This is a genomic window from Pseudomonas sp. R1-15, assembly GCF_051132085.1.
GTDB lineage: Bacteria > Pseudomonadota > Gammaproteobacteria > Pseudomonadales > Pseudomonadaceae > Aquipseudomonas.
On sequence record NZ_CP071660.1, the window covers coordinates 5,122,232 to 5,147,697 of the forward strand.

Sequence of the window (25,466 nt, forward strand, 5' to 3'; positions counted from 1 at the left end):
CCCTTCGGTCTTTATTTTTCGACTTTCCAAGTAGCCGACTATGCTCAAACGCCTTGCCTGGCTGGCGCTCTGTGTGTGCGCCCCGCTGTCCGCCGCGCCTCATGTCGATCCTCAACGTTTGCAGCAACTGGCCAATGACCGCTTCTGGATTTCCCTGGGTCACTACGAAACGGCCAAGCTCGGTGGCTGGCGCAGCTATGTCAGCGATCGCAAGTTTTTCCTCGCACCCGACGGCAATGAACATCCCGACCGTGAGCTGACCGCCACGCTGCAAGCCTTGTACGGCCCGGCCAGTGCCGGCCAGCAACATGCCCAGTGCGTGTACCCGGCGCGAACGCGCTGGCTCAAGGCGCAGCTCAACCTGACGGACCTGCCGGCGGTCAATTGCAGCGAATTCACTCAGTGGTTCAAGGACGTATCGCCCCACAGCGCGGTGATGATTTTCCCCGCCGCGTACCTGAACAGCCCTTCCTCGATGTTCGGCCATACCTTGCTGCGCATCGACCAGGCCGACGTGCAAAGCGACAAGACCGCCCTGCTCAGCTACGCAATCAACTTCGGCGCCTACATCGAGGGCTCCGACAACAGCCTGCTCTACGCCTGGAAGGGCTTGATGGGCGGCTACCCAGGACTGTTCGCCCTGGTGCCGTACCAGGAAAAACTCTCCGAGTACCGTAGCCTGGAGAACCGCGACCTGTGGGAATACCGTCTCAACCTGAGCCAGGCGGAAACCGAACGCATGGTCGAGCATGTGTGGGAACTCAAGCAGATCCAGTTCGACTATTTCTTCTTCGATGAAAACTGCTCCTATCGCCTTCTCGAACTGCTGCAGGTGGCGCGTCCGAGCCTGCGCCTGACCGAGCAGTTCCCGCTGACGGCGATCCCCACCGACACTGTGAAGGCAGTGAAGGAAGCCGGACTGGTGGAAAGCATCCAGTACCGGCCGTCCCGCGAGCGAGAGCTGCTCAGCCGCGCCGAGCCGCTCAGCGACGACGAGCAGCAATGGGTACAGAAAGTCAGCGCCGACCAGCAGCAACTGCAAGCGCCGGCATTCAAGGCGCTGCCGCGTCAGCGCCAGGCCCTGATCATCGATGCGGCCTATCGCCTGGAGCGCTATCGCGCCAACGGCCAGGAACGTGACCCACAGCGGGCCCAGCGCAGCTTCGAACTGCTGCGGGCGATCAACCGCAATCCCGCGCCGGAACTGGACATCCCGCAACCCGGCCTGCCCGAGGATGGCCATGAATCGCGCACCTGGCAGGCTGGCCTGGGTACGCGAGGCGATCGTGCGTTCGGTGAATACGGCTTGCGCATGGCCTATCACGACCTCAACGACAATGCCGAGAGTTTCCCGCTCGGCGCACAGATCGAGATTCTGCAATTGAAGCTGCGCCAGTACGAAGGCAACGATTGGCAGCTACAACAACTGGACCTGGCGACCATTCGCTCACTGACCCCGCGCAATGAGTTGCTACAGCCGCTGTCCTGGCAGGTTACCGGTGGCCTGGAGCGGGTGCCTGGCAAACACGACGATGAAACCCTGGTCAGCCACGTCAACGGCGGCGCCGGTGGTACCTGGGCCTTGGGTGAGGATGTGCTGGGCTTTGCCCTGGGCACGGTGCGGGTCGAGCACAATAACGACTTCGCCCAGTTCATCGCCCCGGCCGCCGGCTTCAACAGCGGCGTGCTGTGGAAAAACCCACTGGGCAACCTGAGCCTCGAAGCCAAGGGCGATTACTTCGTCAACGGCGAAGTGCGCCGTAGCCTGAGCCTGAATCAGCAGTGGGAATTGTCGCGCAACCTCGGTCTGCGCCTGAGCGCCCAGCGCGAATTCAGCCAATTGGCTTCGCCGGAAACCGAGGTGATGCTCGAAGTGAAGTGGTACCACTACTGAACGAACGGAATGATCACCGCGCTTTCACGCCTTTCTGACGAATCCGCTTCTAGACTTGCCTTACAAGTGGCTCCGGCAGGCAGGCAGAACATGAGGCGCGCGGCAGTGGTACTGGGTGTGTTGATGTTGCTCGGTGGCTGCGAAACCACCCACGAGGATCTGATCGCCCGAGGTTATCCACCGGCCTTCGCCGATGGCTTCGATGACGGTTGCAGCAGTGGCCGGCAAGCGGCCGGCGTGATTACTGGCCAATTCAGGAAAGACGTGCCGCGTTATCTCAAGGACGCCCACTACGCCGAAGGCTGGAGCGATGGCTTTCGGCAGTGCCAGGCCATGCGCGAGAGCGAAGAGCGTGACGCTTACCGCGAGCGCCATTGGGACGACCGCGAGCGGGCCTGGCAACAGGAGAAAGATCGGGACGCCGCCCGGGCTTATCGCTCGCCGTGAGTCGCGTACAGACATTCGTCGAAACCAAAACCCTGCGACCATGGCCCAAACTCCAATAGAGGAGAATGCCATGAGTCGCGCCTTCGTCAACGAAGACAACGCCGCCGCCCAGGCCGATCAACCGGTCGAGCGCCAGGTCAGCCCGCAACCCAATTACGTCACGCCCGCCGGGCTTGCCCAGCTACAGGCGCGAGTCGCCGAGTTGCAAGCACTGCACGGTCAACAGACAGCCCAGGGCGAGCAGGCGGACAAGCAGCGCATCGCCGACCTCGAACGGGACCTGCGGTATTTCAATCAGCGGCTGCAAAGCGCGCAGGTCGTCACCTTGAGCAAATGTGATCAGGTGCGCATCGGACATTGGGTGACATTCGCCGATGAGCACGACCAGGCGCAACGAGTGCGACTGGTCGGTGAAGACCAGGCCGATGCCGCCAATGGATTGATCAATTGGGGCTCGCCGCTGGGGCGGGCCTTGCTGGGGGCGAAGATCGGGGATGAGGTGGTGTGGAAGCGGCCGGTGGGGGATGTGGCGATCGAGGTGCTGGAAATAGAGCTTGGGTGATGTCGCTCCCACAGGGTTCGATGTCAGCCAGATATCTTGCGGCAAACCTAAAACCAATGTGGGAGCGAGCCCGCTCGCGAAAGCGGCGGGTCAGTCAATTATCTTTCAACTGATCTGACGCCTTCGCGAGCGGGCTCGCTCCCACAGGATTCGATGTCAGCCAGGTATCTTGCGGCAAACCCAAAACCAATGTGGGAGCGAGCTTGCTCGCGATGGCGGTGGGTCAGTCAATTATCTTTCAACTGATCCGCTGCCTTCGCGAGCAAGCTCGCTCCCACAGGGTTCGATGTCAGCCAGGTATCTTGCGGCAAACCCAAAACAATGTGGGAGCGAGCCTGCTCGCGAAAGCGGTGGGTCAGTCAATTATCTTTCAACTGATCTGACGCCTTCGCGAGCAAGCTCGCTCCCACAGGGTTCGATGTCAGCCAGGTATCTTGCGGCAAACCTAAAACCAATGTGGGAGCGAGCTTGCTCGCGATGACGGTGGGTCAGTCAATTATCTTTCAACTGATCCGACGCCTTCGCGAGCAAGCTCGCTCCCACAGGGTTCGATGTCAGCCAGATATCTTGCGTCCCCCCAAAAAACAATGTGGGAGCGAGCCTGCTCGCGAAAGCGGTGGGTCAGTCAATTATCTTTCAACTGATCTGACGCCTTCGCGAGCAAGCTCGCTCCCACAGGGTTCGATGTCAGCCAGATATCTTGCGCCCCCCCAAAAAACAATGTGGGAGCGAGCCTGCTCGCGAAAGCGGTGGGTCAGTCAATTATCTTTCAACTGATCCGACGCCTTCGCGAGCAAGCTCGCTCCCACAGGGTTCGATGTCAGCCAGATATCTTGCGCCCCCCCAAAAAACAATGTGGGAGCGAGCCTGCTCGCGAAAGCGGTGGGTCAGTCAATTATCTTTCAACTGATCCGACGCCTTCGCGAGCAGGCTCGCTCCCACAGGATTCGATGTCGCCCAGATATCTTGCGGCAACCCCAAAACAATGTGGGAGCGAGCTTGCTCGCGAAAGCGGTGGGTCAGTCAATTATATTTCAACTGATCCGACGCCTTCGCGAGCGGGCTCGCTCCCACAGGGCTACTGCTTAGCCGGGCGAATCAAGCCAGCTTCTTGTGCCGTACACGATGCGGCTGGGCAGCGGCTTCGCCGAGGCGCTTCTTGCGATCGGCTTCGTACTCGGTGTAGTTGCCTTCGAAGAACACCGCTTGCGAGTCGTCTTCGTACGCCAGGATGTGCGTCGCGACGCGGTCAAGGAACCACCGGTCGTGGGAGATCACAATGGCCGCGCCCGGGAAGTCCAGCAGGGCCTCTTCCAGGGAACGCAGGGTTTCGACGTCGAGGTCGTTGGACGGTTCGTCGAGCAGCAGGACGTTGCCACCCTCCTTCAAGGTCAACGCCAGGTGCAAGCGACCACGCTCACCACCGGACAGGTCCTTGACGAATTTCTGCTGATCGCCACCCTTGAAGTTGAAGCGCCCCACGTAGGTACGCGACGGAATTTCGTAGCTGCCGATGCGGATCTGGTCAGAGCCGTCGGAGATCTGCTGGAACACCGTCTTGCTGCCGTCCAGGTCCTCGCGGCTCTGGTCGACGCAGGCCAACTGCACGGTTTCACCGATTTCGATGGTGCCCGAATCCGGCGTTTCCTTGCCCATCAGCATGCGGAACAGCGTGGACTTACCTGCGCCGTTACCACCGATCACGCCGACGATGGCGCCCTTGGGCATGGAGAACGACAGGTTGTCGATCAACACGCGATCACCGTAGCCCTTGGTGACGTTCTTGAACTCGATGACCTTGTCACCCAGGCGTGGGCCGGCCGGGATGTAGATCTCGTTGGTTTCGCTGCGCTTCTGGAATTCCTGGGACTGCATTTCCTCGAAGCGTTGCAGACGCGCCTTGGATTTGGACTGACGAGCCTTGGCGCCTTTGCGCACCCACTCCAGTTCTTCCTTCATGGCTTTTTCATGCGCCGATTGCTGCTTGGACTCCTGGGCCAGACGATCGGATTTGGCCTCCAGCCAGCCCGAATAGTTGCCTTCGTATGGAATGCCTGCGCCACGGTCGAGCTCCAGGATCCAGCCGGCAACGTTGTCCAGGAAGTACCGGTCGTGCGTGATCGCAACCACGGTGCCGGGGAAATCGTGCAGGAAGTGTTCGAGCCAGGCGACGGAATCGGCGTCCAGGTGGTTGGTCGGTTCGTCGAGCAGCAGCATGTCCGGGGCGGACAGCAGCAAGCGGCACAGCGCCACGCGGCGCTTTTCACCGCCGGACAGGTGCTCGACCTTGGCGTCCCAGGCCGGCAGGCGCAATGCATCGGCGGCGACTTCCAGCTGACGGTCCAGGTTGTGGCCATCGCTGGCCTGCAGGATCGCTTCGAGCTTGGCCTGCTCGGCGGCCAGCTTGTCGAAATCGGCGTCCGGATCGGCGTAGGCGGCATAGACCTCGTCCAGGCGCGCCTGGGCGTCCTTGATCACGCTGACCGCTTCCTCGACCACTTCGCGAACGGTCTTGGTCGGATCCAGCTGAGGTTCCTGCGGCAGGTAGCCGATGTTCAGGTCAGGCATCGGACGGGCTTCGCCGTCGAATTCGTTGTCGACGCCAGCCATGATTTTCAGCAGCGTGGACTTGCCCGAACCGTTGAGGCCCAGCACGCCGATCTTGGCGCCGGGGAAAAATGACAGCGAAATGTTTTTCAGGATTTCCCGCTTCGGCGGAACAACTTTGCTCAGCCGATGCATGGTGAAGACGTATTGAGCCATGGTGAACCTAGCGTCAGTGACAGGTGAAAAGAACGAGCCAGGCCATGCGCGGCGCGGGCACTTGATGTTGATCAATGCCTGCGGGCCGATTGAGCCTGGGAATCTGGAGCCGGAGCGCTCTTGTTTGACCGGCAAAGCTACCTCAACCGTCGGTCAAGGTCCAGCCGCCCAGGGCTGGCACTTTGCCACAAGTCAAGGCATGCTAGCCGCCCTTCGGGCGTCCGGCTTATAGTGCACGTCGCGCCAGTCCAGCAAACTGCAGGATTACAGCTTGTCCAACGTCACTCCGTCCCCGTCCCCGCGCGCCGCCCCTGCTGTGCCTGGCGTGCCCCTGCGCGGGACATTGAAGGGCGCGCTGGCCTCGCTGGTGCTGTTGCTGCTGGGCCTGCTTTTCTGGCAATTGCTCGACCAACTGCGCGAAACCCAGCAGCAACAGCGCCAATACACCATCGACTACACCGCCGACCTGGCCGCGCAAGTCAGCCTGAACATGGCGTTGAATGCGCAGATTGCACTCAATCTGCTACCGATCGTCGAACAACCGCAAAGCGCCGACGAACAACAGGCGCTGCTGCGCAAACTCCAGCAATCGTTGCCCGAATTACGCAGCCTGGCACTGCTGAGCCCTTCCGGCCGGGTGCTCAGCGACAGCGACGCTACCAGCGAGGATGCCGGCTACCTGGCCGAACTGGTACGGCGCAGTCATGCCCAGGCGCATTATTTCAGTAATGCCGAGGACGGTTCCGTGGTGCACCTGCTATTGCATCAGGCCAGCGGCAGTAGTCGCGGTTATTGGGCGTTGCGCCTGACCCCGAGTTTTTTTGCGACATTGACCAAACAGGCCGATACCGGGCTGCGCCCGCTGTGGCTGGTGGAGAACCGGCTCAACCAGCAAATCGTCAGCCGTGACGAGGCCCCGCCCGCGCTCAACCCGACCCGATTGACCGAGCAAGACCTGAGCAACACCGTGTTGACCGTGCCCCTGAGCAGCAGTGACTGGCAGCTGCGCGGGTTGTTCGATCGCAGCCAGGTGTTTGAACAGTTGCTGCCCGCGTTCATCGGCAAATGCCTGCTGGGCCTGGCGTTTTCGCTGCTGCCGGTGATCGCGCTGCTGAACATGCGTCGCCGCCAGCGTCAGTTGCATGAGGGGCGCCGCCGCTACCAGGACATTTTCGAGGGCACCGGCGTGGCCCTCTGCGTACTTGACCTGTCCGGGCTCAAGGGCTTTTTTGCCAGGGCCGGCCTGCATGATGGCGAGCAGTTGCGCGCCTGGCTGCAGGTCCCCCAGCAGCTCGAGCAGTTACAGCAGCAAGTGCACGTCACCGAAGTCAACCAGATGGCCTTGAAGCTGCTCAATGTCGACTCCTGCGAACAGGCCTGGCAACTGCTGGTGGGCAACGCGGCAAAAGACAACAACCCGGTTGGCTCGAAACTGCTCGAAGCGCTGCTTGACCAGCACAAACAACTGGAACTGGAAATCAGGCTCCAGGACGCCCATGGTCGTGACCAGCATTTGTGGCTGGTGTTGCGCCTGCCGGAAACACAGGAGGACTATAACGCCGTCATCCTGAGCATCAGCGATATCACCAGCCGCAAGCTGATCGAATTGTCGCTGCTTGAGCGCGAAGGCTTCTGGTCCGACGTGGTGCGCACCGTCCCGGATCATCTTTACGTACAGGACGTCATCAGCCAGCGGATGATCTTCAGCAACCACCACCTGGGCCAGACGCTCGGCTACGACCGTACCGAGTTGCACCAGATGGGCGAATATTTCTGGGAAATCCTGCTGCACAGTGACGATGCCGATCATTACCACCATCTGCGCCAGGAACAGCGCCGCGGCGGTTACACGCAACTGCTGCAATGCCAGTTACGCTTTCGCCATCGCAACGGCAAATGGCGACGTTTCGAGGTCCGTGAACAGGCTCTGGCCCGGGACCGCCATAATCAGGTCACGCGGATCATCGGCGTGGCCAAGGACATCACCGAGCAGATCGAAGCCAGCGAATCGTTGCGCGACAGCGAGCAGCGCTACCGGATGCTCGCCGAAAGCATCAGCGACGTGATTTTCTCCACCGACAGCAAGCTCTCGCTCAACTATGTCAGCCCGTCGGTCCAGGCAGTGCTGGGCTACACCGCCGACTGGATCTTCCAGCATGGCTGGCAGTCGACCATCGCCAATCCGCAACAACTGACCGGCATCTACAGCCTGATGGACCGGGTCAGCAAGGCCCTCGACAAGCCTGGCCAACTGGCCGAGCTGCGCAACCAGTTGCAGACCCAACTGTTCCTGTTCGACTGCCTGCGTGCCGACGGGCGCAAGATTCCCATCGAGCTGCGGCTGGTGCTGGTGTGGGACGACAACGGCGCGTTTGAAGGGGTATTGGGCGTGGGCCGCGACATCAGCCAGCAGCGCCGAGCGGAAAAAGACCTGCGCATGGCCGCGACGGTATTCGAACATTCGACCTCGGCGATCCTGATCACCGACCCGGCCGGCTACATTGTCCAGGCCAACGAAGCCTTCAGCCGGGTCAGCGGGTATGCGGTGTCGCAGGTGCTGGACCAGTTGCCCAACATGCTGACCGTGGACGAGCAGCAGGAAGCCCACCTGCGCTACGTACTCAAGCAACTGCAACAGCACAGCACCTGGGAAGGCGAAGTCTGGCTCAAGCGCCGCAACGGCGAGCACTACCCGGCCTGGGTCGGCATTACCGCGGTGCTCGACGACGAGGGCGACCTCGCCAGCTACGTGTGCTTCTTCAGCGACATCAGCGAGCGCAAGGCCAGCGAGCAGCGCATCCACCGCCTGGCTTACTACGACGCCCTGACCCACCTGCCCAACCGCACGCTGTTCCAGGACCGCCTGCATACCGCACTGCAATCGGCGGAACGGCAGAAGAGCTGGGTGGTGCTGATGTTCCTCGACCTGGACCGCTTCAAGCCGATCAACGATTCCCTCGGCCACGCCGCCGGCGACCGGATGCTCAAGGAAATGGCCACGCGGCTGCTCGGCTGCGTGGCCGATGACGACACGGTGGCGCGCATGGGCGGCGACGAGTTCACCCTGTTGCTGCAACCGCGCGCAAGCCGCGAAATGGCGCTCAACCGGGCGATTACCGTGGCCGAGCAGATCCTTGCCAGCCTGGTCCGGCCGTTTGTGCTCGAAGGCCGGGAGTTCTTCGTCACCGCCAGTATCGGTATCGCCCTGAGTCCACAGGACGGCAACGAGCTGAGCCAACTGATGAAAAACGCCGACACCGCCATGTACCACGCCAAAGAGCGCGGCAAGAACAACTTCCAGTTCTACCAGGCCGACATGAACGCCAGCGCCCTGGAGCGCCTGGAGCTGGAAAGCGACCTGCGCCATGCGCTGGAACAGAACGAGTTCGTCCTGTATTACCAGCCACAGTTCAGCGGCGACGGCAAGCGCTTGACCGGGACCGAGGCCTTGCTGCGCTGGCGCCATCCGCGACGCGGGCTGGTGCCGCCAGGGGACTTCATCCCGGTGCTCGAAGAACTCGGGCTGGTGGTGGACGTCGGCGACTGGGTCATCAGCGAGGCCTGTCGCCAGCTCAAGACCTGGCACCAGGCCAAGGTCCGGGTGCCGAAGGTCTCGGTCAACATTTCCGCCCGGCAGTTCTCCGACGGCCAACTCGGCACGCGCATCGCCAATATCCTGCGCAGCACCGGCCTGCCGCCGGCTTGCCTGGAACTGGAGCTGACGGAGAGCATTCTGATGCGCGAAGTCAGCGAGGCGATGCAGATCCTGGCCGGCTTGAAGAATCTGGGCCTGAGCATCGCGGTCGATGACTTCGGCACCGGTTATTCATCGCTCAACTACCTCAAGCAATTCCCCATCGACGTGCTGAAGATCGACCGTACTTTCGTCGACGGCCTGCCGTCCGGCGAGCAGGATGCACAGATCGCCCGGGCAATCATCGCCATGGCCCATAGTCTCAACCTGGCGGTCATCGCCGAGGGTGTCGAGACGCACGAGCAACTGGATTTCCTCCGTGAACATGGCTGCGACGAGGTCCAGGGCTACCTGTTCGGCCGCCCGATGCCGGCCAACCGGTTTGAAGCGCAGTTCAGCAATGATGCGCTGTTCATGCTCGACTGAAATCTCTGCTGCCTGGACTGGCCCCATCGCGAGCAAGCTCGCTCCCACAGGGTTATGTGTACGCAGGTCCAGTGTGGGAGCGAGCTTGCTCGCGATGGGGCCAGCCAGGACGACACAGAGCCCCCATGAAACCCATTCGTCCAGGACATGACGTCCTTTCATATGCCTTCCAAAACCGGTTGGGTTAGAATGCCCCCCTTTTCTGCCCCCGATCCTTGAGGACCGCCATGTTCAGCCGTGATTTGACTATTGCCAAGTACGACGCCGATCTCTTTGCCGCCATGGAGCAAGAAGCTCAGCGCCAGGAAGAGCACATTGAGCTGATCGCTTCGGAAAACTACACCAGCCCCGCGGTGATGGAAGCTCAAGGCTCGGTACTGACCAACAAGTACGCCGAAGGCTACCCGGGCAAGCGCTACTACGGCGGTTGCGAGTACGTCGATGTGGTCGAACAACTGGCCATCGACCGCGCCAAGCAACTGTTTGGCGCCGATTACGCCAACGTCCAGCCGCACGCAGGCTCCCAAGCCAACGCCGCCGTCTACCTGGCGTTGCTGTCGGCCGGCGACACCATCCTGGGCATGAGCCTGGCCCACGGCGGTCACCTGACCCACGGCGCCAGCGTTTCGTCCTCGGGCAAACTGTATAACGCCATCCAGTACGGCATCGATGGCAACGGCCTGATCGACTACGACGAAGTCGAGCGCCTGGCGGTCGAGCACAAGCCAAAAATGATCGTGGCCGGTTTCTCCGCCTACTCGCAGATCCTCGACTTCCCGCGCTTCCGCGAAATCGCCGACAAGGTCGGTGCCTACCTGTTCGTCGACATGGCTCACGTTGCGGGCCTGGTCGCCGCTGGCGTCTACCCGAACCCGGTGCCGTTCGCCGACGTGGTCACCACCACGACCCACAAGACCCTGCGTGGCCCACGTGGCGGCCTGATCCTGGCACGCGCCAACGCCGACATCGAGAAGAAGCTGAACTCGGCCGTATTCCCTGGCGCCCAGGGTGGCCCGCTGGAGCATGTGATCGCGGCCAAGGCGATCTGCTTCAAGGAAGCTCTGCAACCTGAGTTCAAGGCCTACCAGCAGCAAGTGGTGAAGAATGCCAAGGCCATGGCCGGCGTGTTCATCGAACGCGGCTTCGACGTGGTCTCCGGCGGTACTGAAAACCACCTGTTCCTGCTGTCGCTGATCAAGCAGGACATCTCCGGCAAAGACGCTGACGCCGCATTGGGCAAGGCGTTCATCACCGTGAACAAGAACTCGGTGCCGAACGACCCACGCTCCCCATTCGTCACCTCGGGCCTGCGCTTCGGCACCCCGGCCGTGACCACTCGCGGCTTCAAGGAAGCCGAGTGCAAGGAACTGGCCGGCTGGATCTGCGACATCCTGGCGGACCTGAACAACGAAGCGGTGATCGATGCCGTTCGCGAGAAGGTCAAAGCCATCTGCAAGAAGCTGCCGGTGTACGGCGCTTAACAGCAGTTGCAACAAAAAACCGGCCCCTGCGGCCGGTTTTTTTTGGCGGTATGAAAATCCAGGCGCAGGCGCGGATGGTCAGAGGAGTGCGGCGTCGAAACCTTCGCGGATCTTCTCTTCAGGCAATTCATCGGCAATGAACACGATCACGCTTTCCCGAGCTTCACCCTCGGCCCATTCGGTGTCCCAGTCAAAACCGTACAGCTTGAGTACGCCCTGGAATACCAGTCGGCGGGGTTCGCCGGCAATGTTCAGCACACCTTTGTAGCGCAGCAATTGCTTGCCGTGCTCTTCCAGCAGCTGATTCATGAACGCACTCAGCTTGTCGATATCCAGCGGCTTGTCGGTGCGCAGCACGAGGCTGCTGATGCGATCGGCCGTGGTGGCCTTGGCGACCGGGCGAAGGCTGAGCCCGCCGCCCAGGTCGGCGTTGAGATTGAAGCCGCGAATGTCGAGCAACTCGGCCAGATCAATCTTGCCGTGCTCGACCACTCGGATCGGCGCCCGTCGGTTAATCCGAGTCAGGCGCTCGGCAAGTGCCTCGACATGAGCGGCGTCCACCAGGTCGGTCTTGCTCATGAGCAGCCGATCGGCAAACCCGACCTGGGCCTGGGCAATGGCCTGGGTCAGGTGGATCTCGGCGTGAGCGGCGTCCACCAAGGTCAGGATACCGTCGAGGATGTAGCGTTCGCGCAGGTCTTCATCGATGAAGAAGGTTTGGGCCACTGGGGCTGGATCGGCCAGGCCGGTGCATTCGATCACCAGGCGGTCGAAGGCGATTTCACCGCTGTCCAGCCGCTCGATCAACAGATACAGGGCCTTGGTCAGATCGGTGTGAATGGTGCAGCACACGCAACCGTTGGCCAGGGTCATGACTTGCACCGGATCGTCGCCCAGCAACTGGGTGTCGATGCCGGCATCGCTGAACTCGTTCTCGATCACGGCGATTTTCAGGCCGTGCTCGGCCTTGAGCAGATGACGCAACAACGTGGTCTTGCCAGCACCGAGAAAGCCGCTGAGGATCGTGACCGGGATGGGAGAGGACACACTGGATCTCCTGTTTCGAAATTAAAATAAGGCAAACAAACTCCTGTGGGAGCGAGCCTTTGTAGCGCATGCGAATCCTGAGTCTGCCCCAAAAACAACTGTGGGAGCGAGCTTGCTCGCGAAGGCGTCCGCTCAGTCGACATTTCTATTGACTGACACCCCGCTTTCGCGAGCAGGCTCGCTTGTATGGTAGGACTTGAAGGGAGGAGGAGGGACTAGGCTCGATTCTGACTGTTAGCCGCAGTACAGACCGTGGGAGATTTCACCCCTCCTCCTTTCACCCAAGCGCCGATAAAGAATGCATCTGGCCTAGACCGACGATAGGAACAAGCCTGCGCCTCTGGGTGAACCCTTCAAGTGTTCAAACCTTAGCCCGGAGGATTTTCAATGGCAATGCCCGTCGCCACCGCCCAGCCGATCGTAGGTGTGGATGTCGCCAAAGATGAGTTGGTGATTTATCACGCCCAATCCGATCGACTCGAAACGATCCCCAACACCAAAGCTGATATCAAAAAGTGGCTCAAGGCATTACCTGCGCCAGTGGATGTCGCCATCGAAGCCACTAATATCTATCACCAGGACTTCGCCGATCTGGCTTATGCGCATGGCTGTGTGATTTATATGATCGGCGGTTACGAACTCAGTCATTACCGCAAAGGTGTGAAAGTGCGCGCTAAAACCGATGCGCTGGATGCTCGGTTGTTGGCTCGCTACTTGAACAACGAAGGCCACCAGTTGCACCCTTGGTCCCCGCCATCGCCCCTGTATTGCAGGCTTATAAGCCTTTTCCGGCGACGGGCAGCCTTGGTTCAGGCGCGTGTCAGCCTCAAGCAAAGCTGGTCAAACGAACCGTTGCTCAAAACGGCCTTTGAGAACCAGATAAAGGCAATGCAAAGACTCGAGATTTTGCTTGAGAAAACAATCCAGACGCAGTTGGATGCAGCCGGTTTGGGCAGTCAGCTCAAGCGCTGCATGAAAGTCGAAGGCATCGGTCTGTTAAGCGGTGCCCGTTTGCTCACGTCGTTTCAACGTGGAGATTTCAGAAATGCCGATGCCTTCATCGCTTTTCTGGGTCTGGACCTGCGCATATCGGACTCAGGAAAAAAGAAGGGACGCCGCTGCCTGTCTAAGCGAGGTGATCCGGAGGCACGCCGATTGATGCACAACGCCGCGATGTCGGCGAGTCGCACGGCGGCGTGGAAGGGATTTTACGAGGGTTTGAGGTCCCGAGGGCTCAGCACAACCGAGGCATTGGTAGCGCTGGCCCGCAAGCTTGCCCGAGTGGTATTCGCTCTGTTGAAGAACCAGAGCGAATACTTACCAAAAGGCATTTAGGGGCTAGTCCCGCACCATAGAATCTCCCACAGGGGCATCTGTGGCACACGCAAATCCTGAGTCCAACCGAAAACAACTGTGGGAGCGAGCCTGCTCGCGAAGGCGCCGGGTCAGTCGACATCATCCTTGACTGACACCCCGCTTTCGCGAGCAGGCTCGCTCCCACAGGGGCATCTGTGGCGCATGCAAATCCTGAGTCCAACCGAAAACAACTGTGGGAGCGAGCCTGCTCGCGAAGGCGTCAGGTCAGTCGACATCTTCATCGACTGACACTCCGCTTTCGCGAGCAGGCTCGCTCCCACAGGGGATTACTTCAGTTCAACAGCATTTGGGGCCACCCTTGCCACCGTAGCGGGCTTCCTGGCGTTCTCGGAAGAACGCCTCGTAGTCCATCAGCGGCTTGTCGGGGTGCTTGGTTTGCATGTGCTCGACGTAGTTGTCGTAGTCGGGCATGCCGACCATCAGGCGGGCGGCCTGACCGAGGTATTTACCGAGGCGACTCAAGTCATTGAACATCGTTGCAATCCCCTATCAAGCGTCCGGCAGCGCCTGGAATGGCGCTTCCTTGTCCGTGCGTTCTTTCGTGCCCCAGGCGGCGATGCCGACCTTGAGCGCGTAGAACAGGATGCTGAAGACCACGAACAGGAACAACACCGTCAGCGTTGCGTTGGTGTAGGCATTGAACACCACGTGCTGCATCTGCTCGATGCTCTTGGCCGGGGCCAGGATCTGGCCGGCGGCCAGGGCATCGTTGTATTTGCGCGCCAGGGCCAGGAAGCCGATCGCCGGGTTGGCGTCGAACAGCTTGATCAGGCCCGCGGTGGTGGTGCAGATCAGCAGCCAGCTGGCCGGCAGCAGCGTGACCCAGACGTAGCGCTGGCGCTTCATCTTGATCAGCACCACGGTGGCGAGCATCAGCGCGATACCGGCCAGCATCTGGTTGGAGATGCCGAACAGCGGCCACAAGGTGTTGATGCCGCCCAGCGGATCGATCACGCCCTGGTACAGCAGGTAACCCCACAGCGCGACGCAGCCGGCGGTGGCGATCAGGTTGGCGGTCCACGATTCGGTGCGCTTGAGGGCCGGCACGAACGAGCCGAGCAGGTCCTGCAGCATGAACCGCCCGGCACGGGTGCCGGCGTCTACCGCGGTGAGGATGAACAGCGCTTCGAACAGGATCGCGAAGTGGTACCAGAACGCCATGGTGTTCTCACCCGGCAGCACCGAGTGAAGGATCTGCGCGATACCCACCGCCAGGGTCGGCGCACCGCCGGCACGGGCCAGGATGGTGGTCTCGCCGATGTCCTTGGCCACCGCTTGCAGCGCGTCGGGGGTGATTGCAAAACCCCAGCTGCTGACGGTCTGGGCCACAGCCACCACGTCGGTGCCGACGATCGCCGCCGGGCTGTTCATGGCGAAGTACACGCCCGGCTCGATCACCGAGGCCGCGACCATCGCCATGATCGCCACGAACGACTCCATCAGCATGCCGCCGTAACCGATGTAGCGCGCGTTGGTTTCGTTATCCAGCAGCTTGGGCGTGGTGCCCGAGGAGATCAGCGCGTGGAAACCCGAGACCGCGCCGCAGGCGATGGTGATGAACAGGAACGGAAACAGACCGCCCTTCCACACCGGCCCGGTGCCGTCGGTGAACTGGGTCAGCGCCGGCATTTTCAGCTCGGGCATGGTCACCAGGATGCCGATCGCCAGGGCGATGATGGTGCCGATCTTGAGGAATGTGGACAGGTAGTCCCGTGGCGCCAGGATCAGCCACACCGGCAGCACCGCGGCGACAAAACCGTAGCCGATCAGCATCCAGGTGATCTGGATCCCGGTGAAGGTGAAGGCCTTGGCCCAGACCGGGTCGGCGGCAATCTGCCCGCCCAGCCAGATCGAACCGAGCAGCAACAGCACGCCGATGAGCGAGATTTCACCGATGCGGCCCGGGCGGATGTAGCGCATGTAGATGCCCATGAACATCGCGATCGGGATGGTCGCCATCACCGTGAAGATGCCCCACGGGCTCTCGGCCAGGGCCTTGACCACGATCAGCGCCAGCACCGCGAGGATGATGATCATGATCAGGAAGCAGCCGAACAGCGCGATGGTGCCGGGGATGCGGCCCATTTCCTCGCGCACCATGTCGCCCAGGGAGCGACCGTTGCGGCGGGTCGACAGGAACAGGACCATGAAGTCCTGCACCGCACCGGCCAGCACCACGCCGGCGATCAGCCAGAGCGTGCCGGGCAGGTAGCCCATCTGCGCCGCCAGCACCGGCCCGACCAGCGGCCCCGCGCCGGCAATGGCCGCGAAGTGGTGGCCGAAGAGGATGTGTTTGTTGGTCGGGACGTAGTCCAGGCCATCATTGTTGAGCACGGCGGGCGTGGCCCGGCGCGCATCGAGTTGCATCACGTTGTTGGCGATGAAGAGGCTGTAGTAGCGGTAGGCGACCAGGTAGATGGCCACGGCTGCGACGACGATCCAGAGGGCGTTGATCGGCTCTCCGCGGCGCAGGGCCACGACGCCAAGGGCGCACGCGCCTACGACGGCCAGCAGTAGCCAGGGCAGATGGCGTAGCAGGCTATTATTGTTTTTCATTTTTTTATTCCAGCCAGGGTGGACAAGAAAGACAGCCACCCGAGTTTAGCGCTTACCGGCGTAAAGGCCATACCCGACATTCGTCTGCCAATGGCCAAACGGGCACGATGCTGCGCCAGCAGGGTCTATAGTCAGTGAATCTCCAGAGGGATTGCGTAATGAGCGAACGCCGCCGCTTCGTACGAATTGAGTTCCATGCCAAGACCGAACTGAGCCAAGGGCCGTTCATCTGGCCGGTAAAGCTGTTGGATCTATCTCTCAAGGGGCTGCTGATCGAAAAGCCCGAACCCTGGATTGGTGACCCCGAAAAGTCCTTCATGGCTGATATTCATTTGAGCCCCGAGGCTGAGGTCAAGATGGAAGTCCGGCTGACTCACGACGACCATGGTCACTTGGGCTTTGTCTGTGAACACATCGACCTGGATTCCATTGCGCATCTACGTCGGCTGGTAGAGCTGAATCTGGCCGACCATGACGAGCTGGAGCGGGAGCTGGCGGCGCTGATTCATATCTGACGGCACCGACTCCCCAGGCGAGGGAGCTTGCTCCCTGGCCACAAAAGACCTGCACAAGCCGCTACTCGAACAAAGCATCCAACGCCTGCTCCAACCGCGTCACGGCAATGATCTGCAACCCCGCGGGCGCTTCCTTCGGCGCGTTCCCCTTGGGCACGATGGCGCGCTTGAAGCCATGCTTGGCAGCCTCCTTGAGCCGCTCCTGCCCGCTCGGCACTGGCCGCACTTCACCCGAAAGCCCGACTTCACCGAACACCAGCAAATCATGCGGCAGCGGCCGATTGCGCAGGCTGGACATCACGGCCGCCATCAACGCCAGGTCGGAGGCGGTCTCCAATACCTTCACCCCGCCCACCACGTTGAGGAACACATCCTGATCGTGGGTAGGAATGCCGCCGTGTCGGTGCAAGACAGCCAACAGCATGGCGAGCCGGTTCTGATCCAGGCCCAGGGTGACCCGGCGCGGGTTCGCCAGGTGGCTGTCGTCCACCAGTGCCTGGACCTCCACCAGCATCGGTCGAGTGCCTTCCCACGTCGCCATGACCACGCTACCCGGAACTTCTTCCTGGGCACGCGTGAGAAAAATCGCCGAAGGGTTGGAGACCTCCTTCAGGCCCCGGTCAGTCATGCCGAACACGCCCAATTCGTTGACGGCGCCAAAACGGTTCTTCACCGCTCGCAACAAACGCAGGCGCCCGTCCGATTCGCCTTCGAAATACAATACCGTATCGACCATGTGTTCCAGCACCCGAGGGCCCGCCAGCGCGCCTTCCTTGGTGACGTGGCCGACCAGGAAGATCGCCGTGCCACTCTGCTTGGCATAACGCACCAGCAACGCCGCGCTTTCGCGTACCTGGGACACGCCGCCCGGTGCCGATTGCAGCTGTTCGGTGAAGATCGTCTGGATCGAGTCGATCACCATCACCTTGGGTTTCTCCAGGCGCGCCGTGGCGATGATGGTTTCGATGCAAGTCTCGGTCATGACGCGCAACTGATCCTGGGGCAACCCCAGCCGTCGTGCGCGCATCGCGACCTGTTGCTGGGACTCTTCGCCAGTGACATACAGCGCCGGCATGCGAGTGGCGAGATTGCACAGGGTCTGCAGCAGGATGGTGGATTTGCCGATGCCCGGATCTCCGCCGATCAATACCACCGAACCATCCACCAGACCGCCGCCCAGCACGCGATCCAGTTCGCCGGACGCCGTGGAAAAGCGCGGGATTTCTTCGACGCTGACCTCGGCCAGGGTCTTGATCTGGGCTTGTTGCCCAGCCCAACCCGTGCGCCCGGTGGGTGCCGCCGCCCCGCCGCTTTCCACCATGGTTTCGGTCAGGGTATTCCAGGCCCCGCATTCACTGCATTGGCCAGCCCATTTGGGAAAGGTCGAGCCGCACTCGGTGCAGCCGTACATGCGCTTTGCCTTGGCCATCTGAACTCCGGGTAAAAACCGCGATGATAGCCTAGCCAGGCTTTACTGCGGGGCCGGCATTCTGATTTCGCCCTTCGCCAGATCCGCCGCGCTATTGCCCAGCGGATCCCTGGCCTCCAGGTCGGCGCCCCTGGCCTTCAAGGCATCGAGCAATTCGTCACGCTTGAACAGGCCCGCATACATCGCAGCAGTCTGTCCGGCGCCGTTGCGTTGGTCCGGACTGCACTCGGTGGACAATAACCGGCGGGCGATCTGGACTTCACCCTTGAAGATGGCACCCATCAACGCAGTATTGCCGCGTTTGTCCTGGGCGCAGGCATCGGCGCCAGCGGCCAACAGCCGCTCCACCGCGGGCGCGTGGCCGTGATAAGCCGCCAGGATCAGCGCCGTGTAGCCCTTTTCATCCCGGGTGTCGAGCGAGTAACCGGCCTCGATGAACGTATCGAGCATCGGCACATCACCCCGGCGTGCGGCGTCGAAATAATAGCCTTGCAGCTGTTCCCGCACCGCAGCCGGATCGGCGGGTACGGGCTGCTCGGCCAACACGCCCACCGACCAGGTCATGAGTACCGATAGAAGAACATTTCGCATCAGGCTTCTCCTTATGACGCAGGCCTGTGGGAGCGAGCCTGCTCGCGATCCAGGCAACGCGGCCTGCCTGGGCACCGCATCGCGAGCAAACTTGCTCCCTACAGGTCGATCAGTCGCTCAGCTTCTCGGCCAGCGCCTTGACCCGCGCCAGGTCGCCTTTGGCGACACGAGCCACGCCGGTGCCGTATTCGGGGTCAGCCTTGTAGAGATACGACAGGATGATGTGCTTGCTCTCATCGTCAGTCGTTGCCAATGACCCACCGAAGCTTTCGATCAAGTCATTGCGCTCCTTCTGATTGAACGAGCGGTACAGATCACCCGCCTGCTTGAAGTTCTGCTCGCGCTGGATTTTCGCTTGCTGGGTGCTGCCGGTCAGCGCTGCCTGGCTATAGCGCGCCGCAGGTTGCTCTTCGCGCGGCATCAAGCGACTCGGCTGGTAGTTCACGCCAGTGCTGGTGCTGCCGAAATTCATCGCACCGTCCTGGTTGCCATTGTTTACCGCGACCTTGGGCGCGTTGATGGGCAACTGCAACGCGTTCGGCCCGACCCGGTACATTTGCGTATCGGCATAAGAGAAGACCCGACCCTGCAACAGGCGATCCTCGGAAGGCTCGATACCCGGGACCAGATTGGCCGGGGCCATCGCGACTTGTTCGGTTTCCTGGAAAACATTCGCCGGATTACGATTCAACACCATCTGCCCAACTTTTCGCTCAGGCACGTCCGGCCAGATCTTGGTGGCGTCCAGCGGATCGAAATCGAACTTCGACAAGTCTTGCGGCTTGAGCACCTGAACGTACAGATCCCACTTTGGAAAGTCACCCTTGTTGATATGACTGACCAAATCATTCGTCATATGGCTGTAATCCTGCCCTTGAACTTTCACTACTTCTTTTGGATCGAGGTTTTTCAACCCCTGCAAACTTTTCCAATGGAACTTCACGTAACTGATATCGCCCTTGGCGTTGATCAGTTTGTAAGCGTGCACGCCATTGCCGTCCATTTCGCGATAACTGGCCGGGGTACCGGAGTTGGAATACAGCTCGGTCAGCGTGCGGGTGGCTTCCGGTACGTGGGAAAAGAAATCGAAACGACGCGAATCATCGTCCAGGTTGGTCCGAGGGTCGGGCTTGAACGCATGGACCATGTCGGGAAACTTGATCGCATCACGGATGAAGAACGTCGGGAAATTATTCCCGACCAGGTCCCAGTTACCATCGGCCGTGTAGAACTTGGTAGCGAAGCCTCGAGGATCACGCAGCGTCTCAGGCGAATGATTACCGTGCACCACGGCGGAAAAACGGACGAACACCGGCGTGACCTGTCCGGCGGCGAATACCTTGGCCTTGGTCAGGTCGCTCAGGTCATTGGATACCGTAAACTCGCCATGCGCACCGGTACCACGGGCATGCACCACACGCTCGGGGATCCGTTCACGGTCAAAACGCTGGAGCTTCTGGATCAGTTGCACATCCTGCAGCAGGGTCGGGCCGTTGGGGCCGGCGGTCTGGGAGTTCTGGTTGTCGCCCACTGCCGCGCCATTATCCCGGGTCAGGGTGGCGGCATTGACGGACAGGGAAAACAGGCTGGCGGTCAGCACAACGAGGGTATGGCGGTTGGAAAAAGCACCAAGGCCAAGGGAAGTGTTCATGTGAGTTTCCTCTGATTTTATAGAGCGCATCCATGTGCGCCTTTCAGAGGCTAGTGCTCGACAAACCGAAACCTAAATAGAAATGCCGTACCGACCTGATAGAAAAAACAATATGGGGAATCGGCCTTGAACCGCGTATCACGCGCGATTGGTGGCACTTTGTAAACTTTTTGCGAGGTGCTGGGTCGATAACTGGCAAGCTTTGTAAGCATGCATGTCAGGCAAGACCCGTTTAGCTGACTTACACTGCGGCTATAAATCTCATCTGTCACAAGGAACAACTCATGGGCGTGCTAAGCGAGTTCAAGGCCTTCGCGGTCAAAGGCAATGTCGTCGACATGGCCGTCGGGATCATCATTGGTGCTGCTTTTGGCAAAATCGTTTCGTCATTCGTTGGCGACGTGGTCATGCCACCGCTCGGGCTGCTGATCGGCGGAGTGGACTTCAGTGACTTGGCGATCACGCTCAAGGCGGCCGAGGGAAATACGCCAGCGGTGGTGCTCGCCTATGGCAAATTCATCCAGACGACAGTGGATTTCATCATCGTGGCTTTCGCCATTTTCATGGGCGTCAAAGCCATCAACCGCCTGAAGCGCGAAGAGGCCGTCGCTCCGAGCGCGCCGCCTGTTCCTACCAAGGAAGAACAATTGCTCAGCGAGATCCGCGACCTGCTCAAGGCTCAGAACGAGAGGCCTTGAGCATTCTCGCCGGCCCAAAAATGGCGTCCCACGGACGCCATTTTTTTCACCAGTAATTTTCCACCGCCACCTGGCCGGGCCGCCGCGTGAGGCTCAGTTGCAAGCCCCTGGCCTTGAGCAACTTGCGCGTGTCGTCAATCATCTGCGGGTTGCCGCACAACATGACCCGCGAATGCTCTGGCGTCAGCGCGACACCGGCGGCCTGTTCCAGCTCGCCATTTTCGATCAGTGTGGTGATGCGTCCGTTGAGGGCGCCAGGGTGTTGTTCACGGGTAACGGTCGCAATGAAGCGAAACTTATGGGCGTATTCCGCCAGATAGTCTCGCCGGGGCAACGCATCAATCAAGGCCTGATAGGCCAACTCCCGTGACTCGCGGACGCTGTAAACGAGGATGATTCGCTCGAATTTCTCCCAGACCTCGAAGTCCTGCAGGATAGAAAGAAACGGGGCGACCCCTGTCCCGGTGGACAAAAGCCACAAATCGCGACCGTCAACAAAACGGTCCAGCGTCAGGTAACCAAAGGCCTGGCGCTCGACCAACAAGCTGTCCCCCGGCCTCAACCGGCTGAGCTCGCTGGTGAATTCGCCGTCCGGGACGACGATGGAAAAAAACTCGAGAAACTCGTCGAACGGCGAAGACACCATGGAATAAGCCCGCCAGACGGCAGTGCCGTCCGCCTTCACCACCCCCAGTCGAGCAAACTGACCAGCCCGGAAACGAAAGCCGCGATCCCGGGTGGTACGCAGGGTAAACAGGTGAGGCGTCAGGGGCTGCACATCGATCAGGGTTTGGCGGGTAAACTTTTCTGCGCTGTCGGTCATGAGCCTCTCCAATGGGACGAGGACCGTATTGTCCCGTAAACCAAGCACGTTAACCATTTACGATCAGTAATGGTATTGAACTGAACATTAAACATTGATGGAGGAATCTTTCATCAGCCTTATACAAAAACCAAACAGCGTATCGAAAAACATCGTAAAAACTCGACCCAGTCCATAAACAACTAACATCGACAAAAAAATACCTAACATTGAGGAAATCTCCTACACTAATTTTTCGCAGCTTCAATGGGATCCACGACACTCAGGAGAACGCCATGGATACATGGAAAGATTTGCAATTGCGAAAATTATCGTGCGAACAGGATTTGCAAAAAGCCTATCGCCTCGTACAAAACTTCTTTAATTATCAGGGATTTGAATACTGCGCCTTCGCTGCATACCCGACTTTTACGGACAGACACAGGCATCAGATCAATATCAACAACTACCCTTACGGATGGAACAAGCTGTACAAACAAAACGGTTATGCCGCGAACGATCCAATACTGGCACACTGCAATCATTCATCATTGCCAATTCTTTGGAGTGAAGATGTTTTTTGCGAGGCGCCCGAGTTATGGCAGGAACTGGAACACCAAGGACTCAGCCATGGCTGGACCCAAGCCGTCCATGAGGAACGGGGCACCTATTACAGCCTGTTCAGTCTCGCCAGGATGCAACGCCCCATCGACCCGGAGGAGCTTTATGGCAACCTGGGCTATGCCATTTTCGCCAGCCAACGGTTGCATGCGCTGGCGGGCCAGCGAATGTCCGACGCCGAGCCTTCGTCACAGACAGTCCATTTGTCGCCAAGGGAAATTGAAGTATTGAGATGGTCCGCCGAAGGCAAGACGGCATCGGAAGTCGGCAGGATCCTCTGTCTTTCCGAGCGCACCGTGAATTTCCATGTCAATAGCTGCATGCGGAAACTGAACGTGACCAACAAAATCTCGGCGGTTGCCAAGGCGGCCCATATCCATGTGATCTGATCAGCAAGGCAGAACAGCCCGCTGAAAAACCCACGAGTATTACCCGGCAAAAAAACGTACCATTTACGGTTCCACTTGAATGATGACGTGCCAGGCACGCAACGCAGTTCATTCAGGCGGTCCCGTTGAGACACCTGCCCCCAGGCAGCGGGACATTCGTTGATTTGCCAGAGTCCCCGCCATGCCCTTGCTAGACAGTCCCTTCGCCCAACTCGACCTGATCCGCCAACCCGAACAGCAGAACGAACCGCTGCAGGCATTCGACGCAGCCGATGAATATCTGCTTGCGTACCTGGCCGAACAGCAGCCGGGAGCGGATACCCGGGTTCTGGTACTCAATGACGGCTTCGGGGCCCTGGCGGCGAGCTTGGCCGGCAAGGTCAAGGTCACCAGCAGCGGCGACTCGTTCCTTGCCCTACAGGCATTGGAGAAAAACCTGGCGCGCAACGGTTTGCCCTTCGATGCGGTACCGATCGTGCCCGCCAGCGAACCGCTGACAGGGCTGTTCGACCGTGTCCTGATCAAAGTACCCAAGACCCTGGCCCTGCTGGAAGAGCAATTGATCCGGCTGCAAGAGCAACTGGCTCCAGGCGCTCAGGTCATAGCCGCCGCGATGGTCAAGCATCTGCCACGGGCCGCTGGCGATCTGCTGGAGCGCTATATCGGCCCGGTACAGGCCTCGTTGGCGGTGAAGAAGGCTCGCCTGTTGATTGCCACGCCACAAACCAGGACCACCACCGCCTCTCCCTACCCCACTCGTTATTGGCTGGATGAGCCGAAAATCGAGTTACTCAATCACGCCAACGTATTCTGTCGCGAAGGGCTGGATATCGGCACGCGCGCCTTTTTGCCACACCTGCCAAAAAACCTCGGCACGGCGCGGGTGGCGGACCTGGGGTGCGGCAATGGCGTGCTGGGTATCGCCAGCGCCCTGCACAACCCGCAGGCCCAGTACACGTTGGTGGATGAGTCGTACATGGCGGTCCAATCAGCCGCTGAAAACTGGCGAGCGGCCCTCGGCGAGCGTGAGGTGACCCTGCGGGCCGGCGATGGACTCGCCGGACAAGCGCCGCAATCTTTGGATGTGGTGCTGTGCAACCCACCCTTCCATCAGCAGCAAGTGGTCGGCGATTTCCTCGCCTGGCGGATGTTCCAGCAAGCCCGCGAGGCGTTGGTGGTTGGCGGCGCGCTGTACATCGTCGGCAACCGGCACCTGGGCTACCACAGCAAGCTGGCTCGGCTGTTCCGGGGAGTCGAGCAGGTCGCCGCCACGCCAAAATTCGTGATTCTCAAGGCCCGCAAGTAGCCCCGGCATTCAGTGCGGTCCGCTCAATGAGTCGTCAGCCCGGCGGCGTTCATGAACATCCGCATCAGGCTGGCGATGATAAACAGCGCCAGCACACTCCCGGCCCAGATCATCACCAGCCAGCCGAGCCGCTGCCACAACGGTTTTTTCTCAGCGGCTTCGATGTCTTTCAAGTCAGGCTTGGCCATTCTCGGCACCTCGCAGATCGGTCAATGGTAGCCATCGTCATGGGTGACCTTGCCGCGGAACACGTAGTAACTCCAGAAGGTGTACACCAGGATCAACGGAATGATGAACAGCGTGCCGACCAGCATGAAGCCCTGGCTCTGGGGCGGTGACGCGGCGTCCCAGATCGAAATGGATGGCGGCACGATGTTCGGCCACAAGCTGATGCCGAGGCCACTGTAGCCAAGAAAGATCAACACCAGCGTCAGGATGAACGGCGTGTAGTTGGCGTTGCGGGCCACGGCGCGGAACAAGCCGTACATGGTGACGAGCACCAGGATCGGCACCGGCAGGAACCAGAACAGGTTCGGCAGGGTGAACCAGCGTGCCGCGATGTCGGCGTGAGCCAGCGGCGTCCAGATGCTGACGATGCCGATCACGGCGAGCACCACGAATGCCAGTGGTCTGGCCAGGTCGTGCATCTGCTCTTGCAGCTTGCCTTCGGTCTTCATGATCAGCCAGGTACAGCCGAGCAAAGCGTAGGCGGCGATCAACGCCAGGCCGCAGAACACCGTAAACGGCGTGAACCAATCCAGGGAGCCGCCGGCAAACTGGCGATTGACCACCTCGAAACCGTCGATGAATGCCCCCAGCGCCACGCCCTGGAAAAAGGTCGCCGTCAGCGAACCACCGATGAACGCCTTGTCCCACAAATGCCGCTTCTCGGCCTTGGCCTTGAAGCGGAACTCGAATGCCACGCCCCGGAAGATCAGGCCGACGAGCATCAGGATCAACGGCAGGTACAGCGCCGAGAGCACCACCGAATAGGCCAGCGGAAACGCCCCGAACAGCCCGGCGCCGCCCAGCACCAGCCAGGTTTCGTTACCGTCCCAGACTGGCGCGACGGTATTCATCATCACATCACGGTCGCGCTCGCCCTTGACGAAGGGGAAAAGAATGCCGATCCCCAGGTCGAAGCCGTCCATGATCACGTACATCATGATGCCGAAGATGATGACCACGGCCCAGATCAGCGGAAGATCAATACCCAT

The 25,466-nt window shown here is 60.3% G+C and carries 20 protein-coding genes and 1 pseudogene; 11 read left to right on the forward strand and 10 right to left on the reverse strand.

Features of this window, described 5'->3' with window-relative positions; genetic code table 11:
* The first annotated feature begins 40 nt into the window (after window positions 1-40).
* The 4 genes and pseudogenes from J3P97_RS23140 to J3P97_RS23155 form a co-directional block, all read left to right on the forward strand.
* Window positions 41-1,894 (forward strand): Lnb N-terminal periplasmic domain-containing protein, encoded by a 1,854-nt coding sequence (locus J3P97_RS23140; RefSeq protein WP_434571710.1) that lies wholly within the window; start codon window positions 41-43, stop codon window positions 1,892-1,894.
* Between the two features lie 90 nt (window positions 1,895-1,984).
* Window positions 1,985-2,341: a hypothetical protein gene (locus tag J3P97_RS23145; protein ID WP_434571709.1), complete on the forward strand. Its 357-nt coding sequence runs from the start codon at window positions 1,985-1,987 to the stop codon at window positions 2,339-2,341.
* Window positions 2,342-2,411: 70 nt separating this feature from the next.
* Window positions 2,412-2,903, forward strand: a complete 492-nt coding sequence (locus J3P97_RS23150) for a GreA/GreB family elongation factor (protein WP_434672836.1) — start codon at window positions 2,412-2,414, stop codon at window positions 2,901-2,903.
* Between the two features lie 57 nt (window positions 2,904-2,960).
* Window positions 2,961-3,796: pseudogene (locus J3P97_RS23155) on the forward strand (hypothetical protein); the annotation flags it as partial.
* Between the two features lie 205 nt (window positions 3,797-4,001).
* Here the strand turns inward: J3P97_RS23155 and ettA are convergent.
* Window positions 4,002-5,666, reverse strand: a complete 1,665-nt coding sequence (gene ettA, locus J3P97_RS23160; RefSeq protein WP_434571705.1) for an energy-dependent translational throttle protein EttA — start codon at window positions 5,664-5,666, stop codon at window positions 4,002-4,004.
* A gap of 271 nt (window positions 5,667-5,937) precedes the next feature.
* On the opposite strand from ettA, the gene J3P97_RS23165 reads away from it, so the two are divergent.
* Both J3P97_RS23165 and glyA read left to right on the forward strand, forming a co-directional pair.
* The gene (locus tag J3P97_RS23165) at window positions 5,938-9,786 is read left to right on the forward strand and encodes a bifunctional diguanylate cyclase/phosphodiesterase (protein ID WP_434672837.1); all 3,849 of its coding nucleotides are present in this window, start codon (window positions 5,938-5,940) and stop codon (window positions 9,784-9,786) included.
* A 227-nt stretch (window positions 9,787-10,013) separates the two neighbouring features.
* A complete protein-coding gene (gene glyA, locus J3P97_RS23170; protein WP_305498691.1) occupies window positions 10,014-11,267 on the forward strand; it encodes a serine hydroxymethyltransferase in 1,254 nt (417 codons plus the stop codon).
* A 78-nt stretch (window positions 11,268-11,345) separates the two neighbouring features.
* Here glyA and yjiA read toward each other — a convergent pair whose 3' ends face one another.
* Window positions 11,346-12,314: a GTPase gene (gene yjiA, locus J3P97_RS23175; RefSeq protein WP_434672838.1), complete on the reverse strand. Its 969-nt coding sequence runs from the start codon at window positions 12,312-12,314 to the stop codon at window positions 11,346-11,348.
* A 387-nt stretch (window positions 12,315-12,701) separates the two neighbouring features.
* Here yjiA and J3P97_RS23180 point away from each other — a divergent pair, with 387 nt between their 5' ends.
* Window positions 12,702-13,649: an IS110 family transposase gene (locus J3P97_RS23180; RefSeq protein ID WP_434623735.1), complete on the forward strand. Its 948-nt coding sequence runs from the start codon at window positions 12,702-12,704 to the stop codon at window positions 13,647-13,649.
* A 318-nt stretch (window positions 13,650-13,967) separates the two neighbouring features.
* Here J3P97_RS23180 and J3P97_RS23185 read toward each other — a convergent pair whose 3' ends face one another.
* Both J3P97_RS23185 and J3P97_RS23190 read right to left on the reverse strand, forming a co-directional pair.
* The gene (locus J3P97_RS23185) at window positions 13,968-14,165 is read right to left on the reverse strand and encodes a YbdD/YjiX family protein (RefSeq protein ID WP_003201656.1); all 198 of its coding nucleotides are present in this window, start codon (window positions 14,163-14,165) and stop codon (window positions 13,968-13,970) included.
* Window positions 14,166-14,180: 15 nt separating this feature from the next.
* The gene (locus J3P97_RS23190) at window positions 14,181-16,247 is read right to left on the reverse strand and encodes a carbon starvation CstA family protein (protein WP_434571699.1); all 2,067 of its coding nucleotides are present in this window, start codon (window positions 16,245-16,247) and stop codon (window positions 14,181-14,183) included.
* 158 nt (window positions 16,248-16,405) lie between these two features.
* Between J3P97_RS23190 and J3P97_RS23195 the strand changes: the two genes are divergently transcribed.
* Window positions 16,406-16,762: a PilZ domain-containing protein gene (locus J3P97_RS23195; protein WP_434571697.1), complete on the forward strand. Its 357-nt coding sequence runs from the start codon at window positions 16,406-16,408 to the stop codon at window positions 16,760-16,762.
* A 61-nt stretch (window positions 16,763-16,823) separates the two neighbouring features.
* On the opposite strand, the gene radA is transcribed toward J3P97_RS23195, so the two are convergent.
* The 3 genes from radA to katB form a co-directional block, all read right to left on the reverse strand.
* Entirely contained in the window at window positions 16,824-18,191 is a 1,368-nt protein-coding gene (gene radA, locus J3P97_RS23200; RefSeq protein ID WP_030140305.1) for a DNA repair protein RadA, read from the reverse strand.
* A gap of 42 nt (window positions 18,192-18,233) precedes the next feature.
* Entirely contained in the window at window positions 18,234-18,782 is a 549-nt protein-coding gene (locus J3P97_RS23205; protein ID WP_434672839.1) for an ankyrin repeat domain-containing protein, read from the reverse strand.
* Window positions 18,783-18,891: 109 nt separating this feature from the next.
* A complete protein-coding gene (gene katB, locus J3P97_RS23210) occupies window positions 18,892-20,433 on the reverse strand; it encodes a catalase KatB (protein WP_434571692.1) in 1,542 nt (513 codons plus the stop codon).
* Between the two features lie 284 nt (window positions 20,434-20,717).
* On the opposite strand from katB, the gene mscL reads away from it, so the two are divergent.
* Window positions 20,718-21,131 (forward strand): large-conductance mechanosensitive channel protein MscL, encoded by a 414-nt coding sequence (gene mscL / locus J3P97_RS23215; protein WP_434571690.1) that lies wholly within the window; start codon window positions 20,718-20,720, stop codon window positions 21,129-21,131.
* A 46-nt stretch (window positions 21,132-21,177) separates the two neighbouring features.
* Here the strand turns inward: mscL and J3P97_RS23220 are convergent, their stop codons facing one another.
* A complete protein-coding gene (locus J3P97_RS23220) occupies window positions 21,178-21,954 on the reverse strand; it encodes a ferredoxin--NADP reductase (protein WP_434601884.1) in 777 nt (258 codons plus the stop codon).
* A 275-nt stretch (window positions 21,955-22,229) separates the two neighbouring features.
* Between J3P97_RS23220 and J3P97_RS23225 the strand changes: the two genes are divergently transcribed.
* Entirely contained in the window at window positions 22,230-22,943 is a 714-nt protein-coding gene (locus J3P97_RS23225; RefSeq protein ID WP_434672840.1) for an autoinducer binding domain-containing protein, read from the forward strand.
* Between the two features lie 181 nt (window positions 22,944-23,124).
* Complete coding sequence (locus J3P97_RS23230; RefSeq protein ID WP_434672841.1) at window positions 23,125-24,249, forward strand: methyltransferase; 1,125 nt, start codon at window positions 23,125-23,127, stop codon at window positions 24,247-24,249.
* Window positions 24,250-24,272: 23 nt separating this feature from the next.
* On the opposite strand, the gene J3P97_RS23235 is transcribed toward J3P97_RS23230, so the two are convergent.
* Entirely contained in the window at window positions 24,273-24,437 is a 165-nt protein-coding gene (locus J3P97_RS23235) for a DUF2474 domain-containing protein (protein WP_434672842.1), read from the reverse strand.
* A 21-nt stretch (window positions 24,438-24,458) separates the two neighbouring features.
* Window positions 24,459-25,466 (reverse strand): cytochrome d ubiquinol oxidase subunit II, encoded by a 1,008-nt coding sequence (gene cydB, locus J3P97_RS23240; RefSeq protein ID WP_434571683.1) that lies wholly within the window; start codon window positions 25,464-25,466, stop codon window positions 24,459-24,461.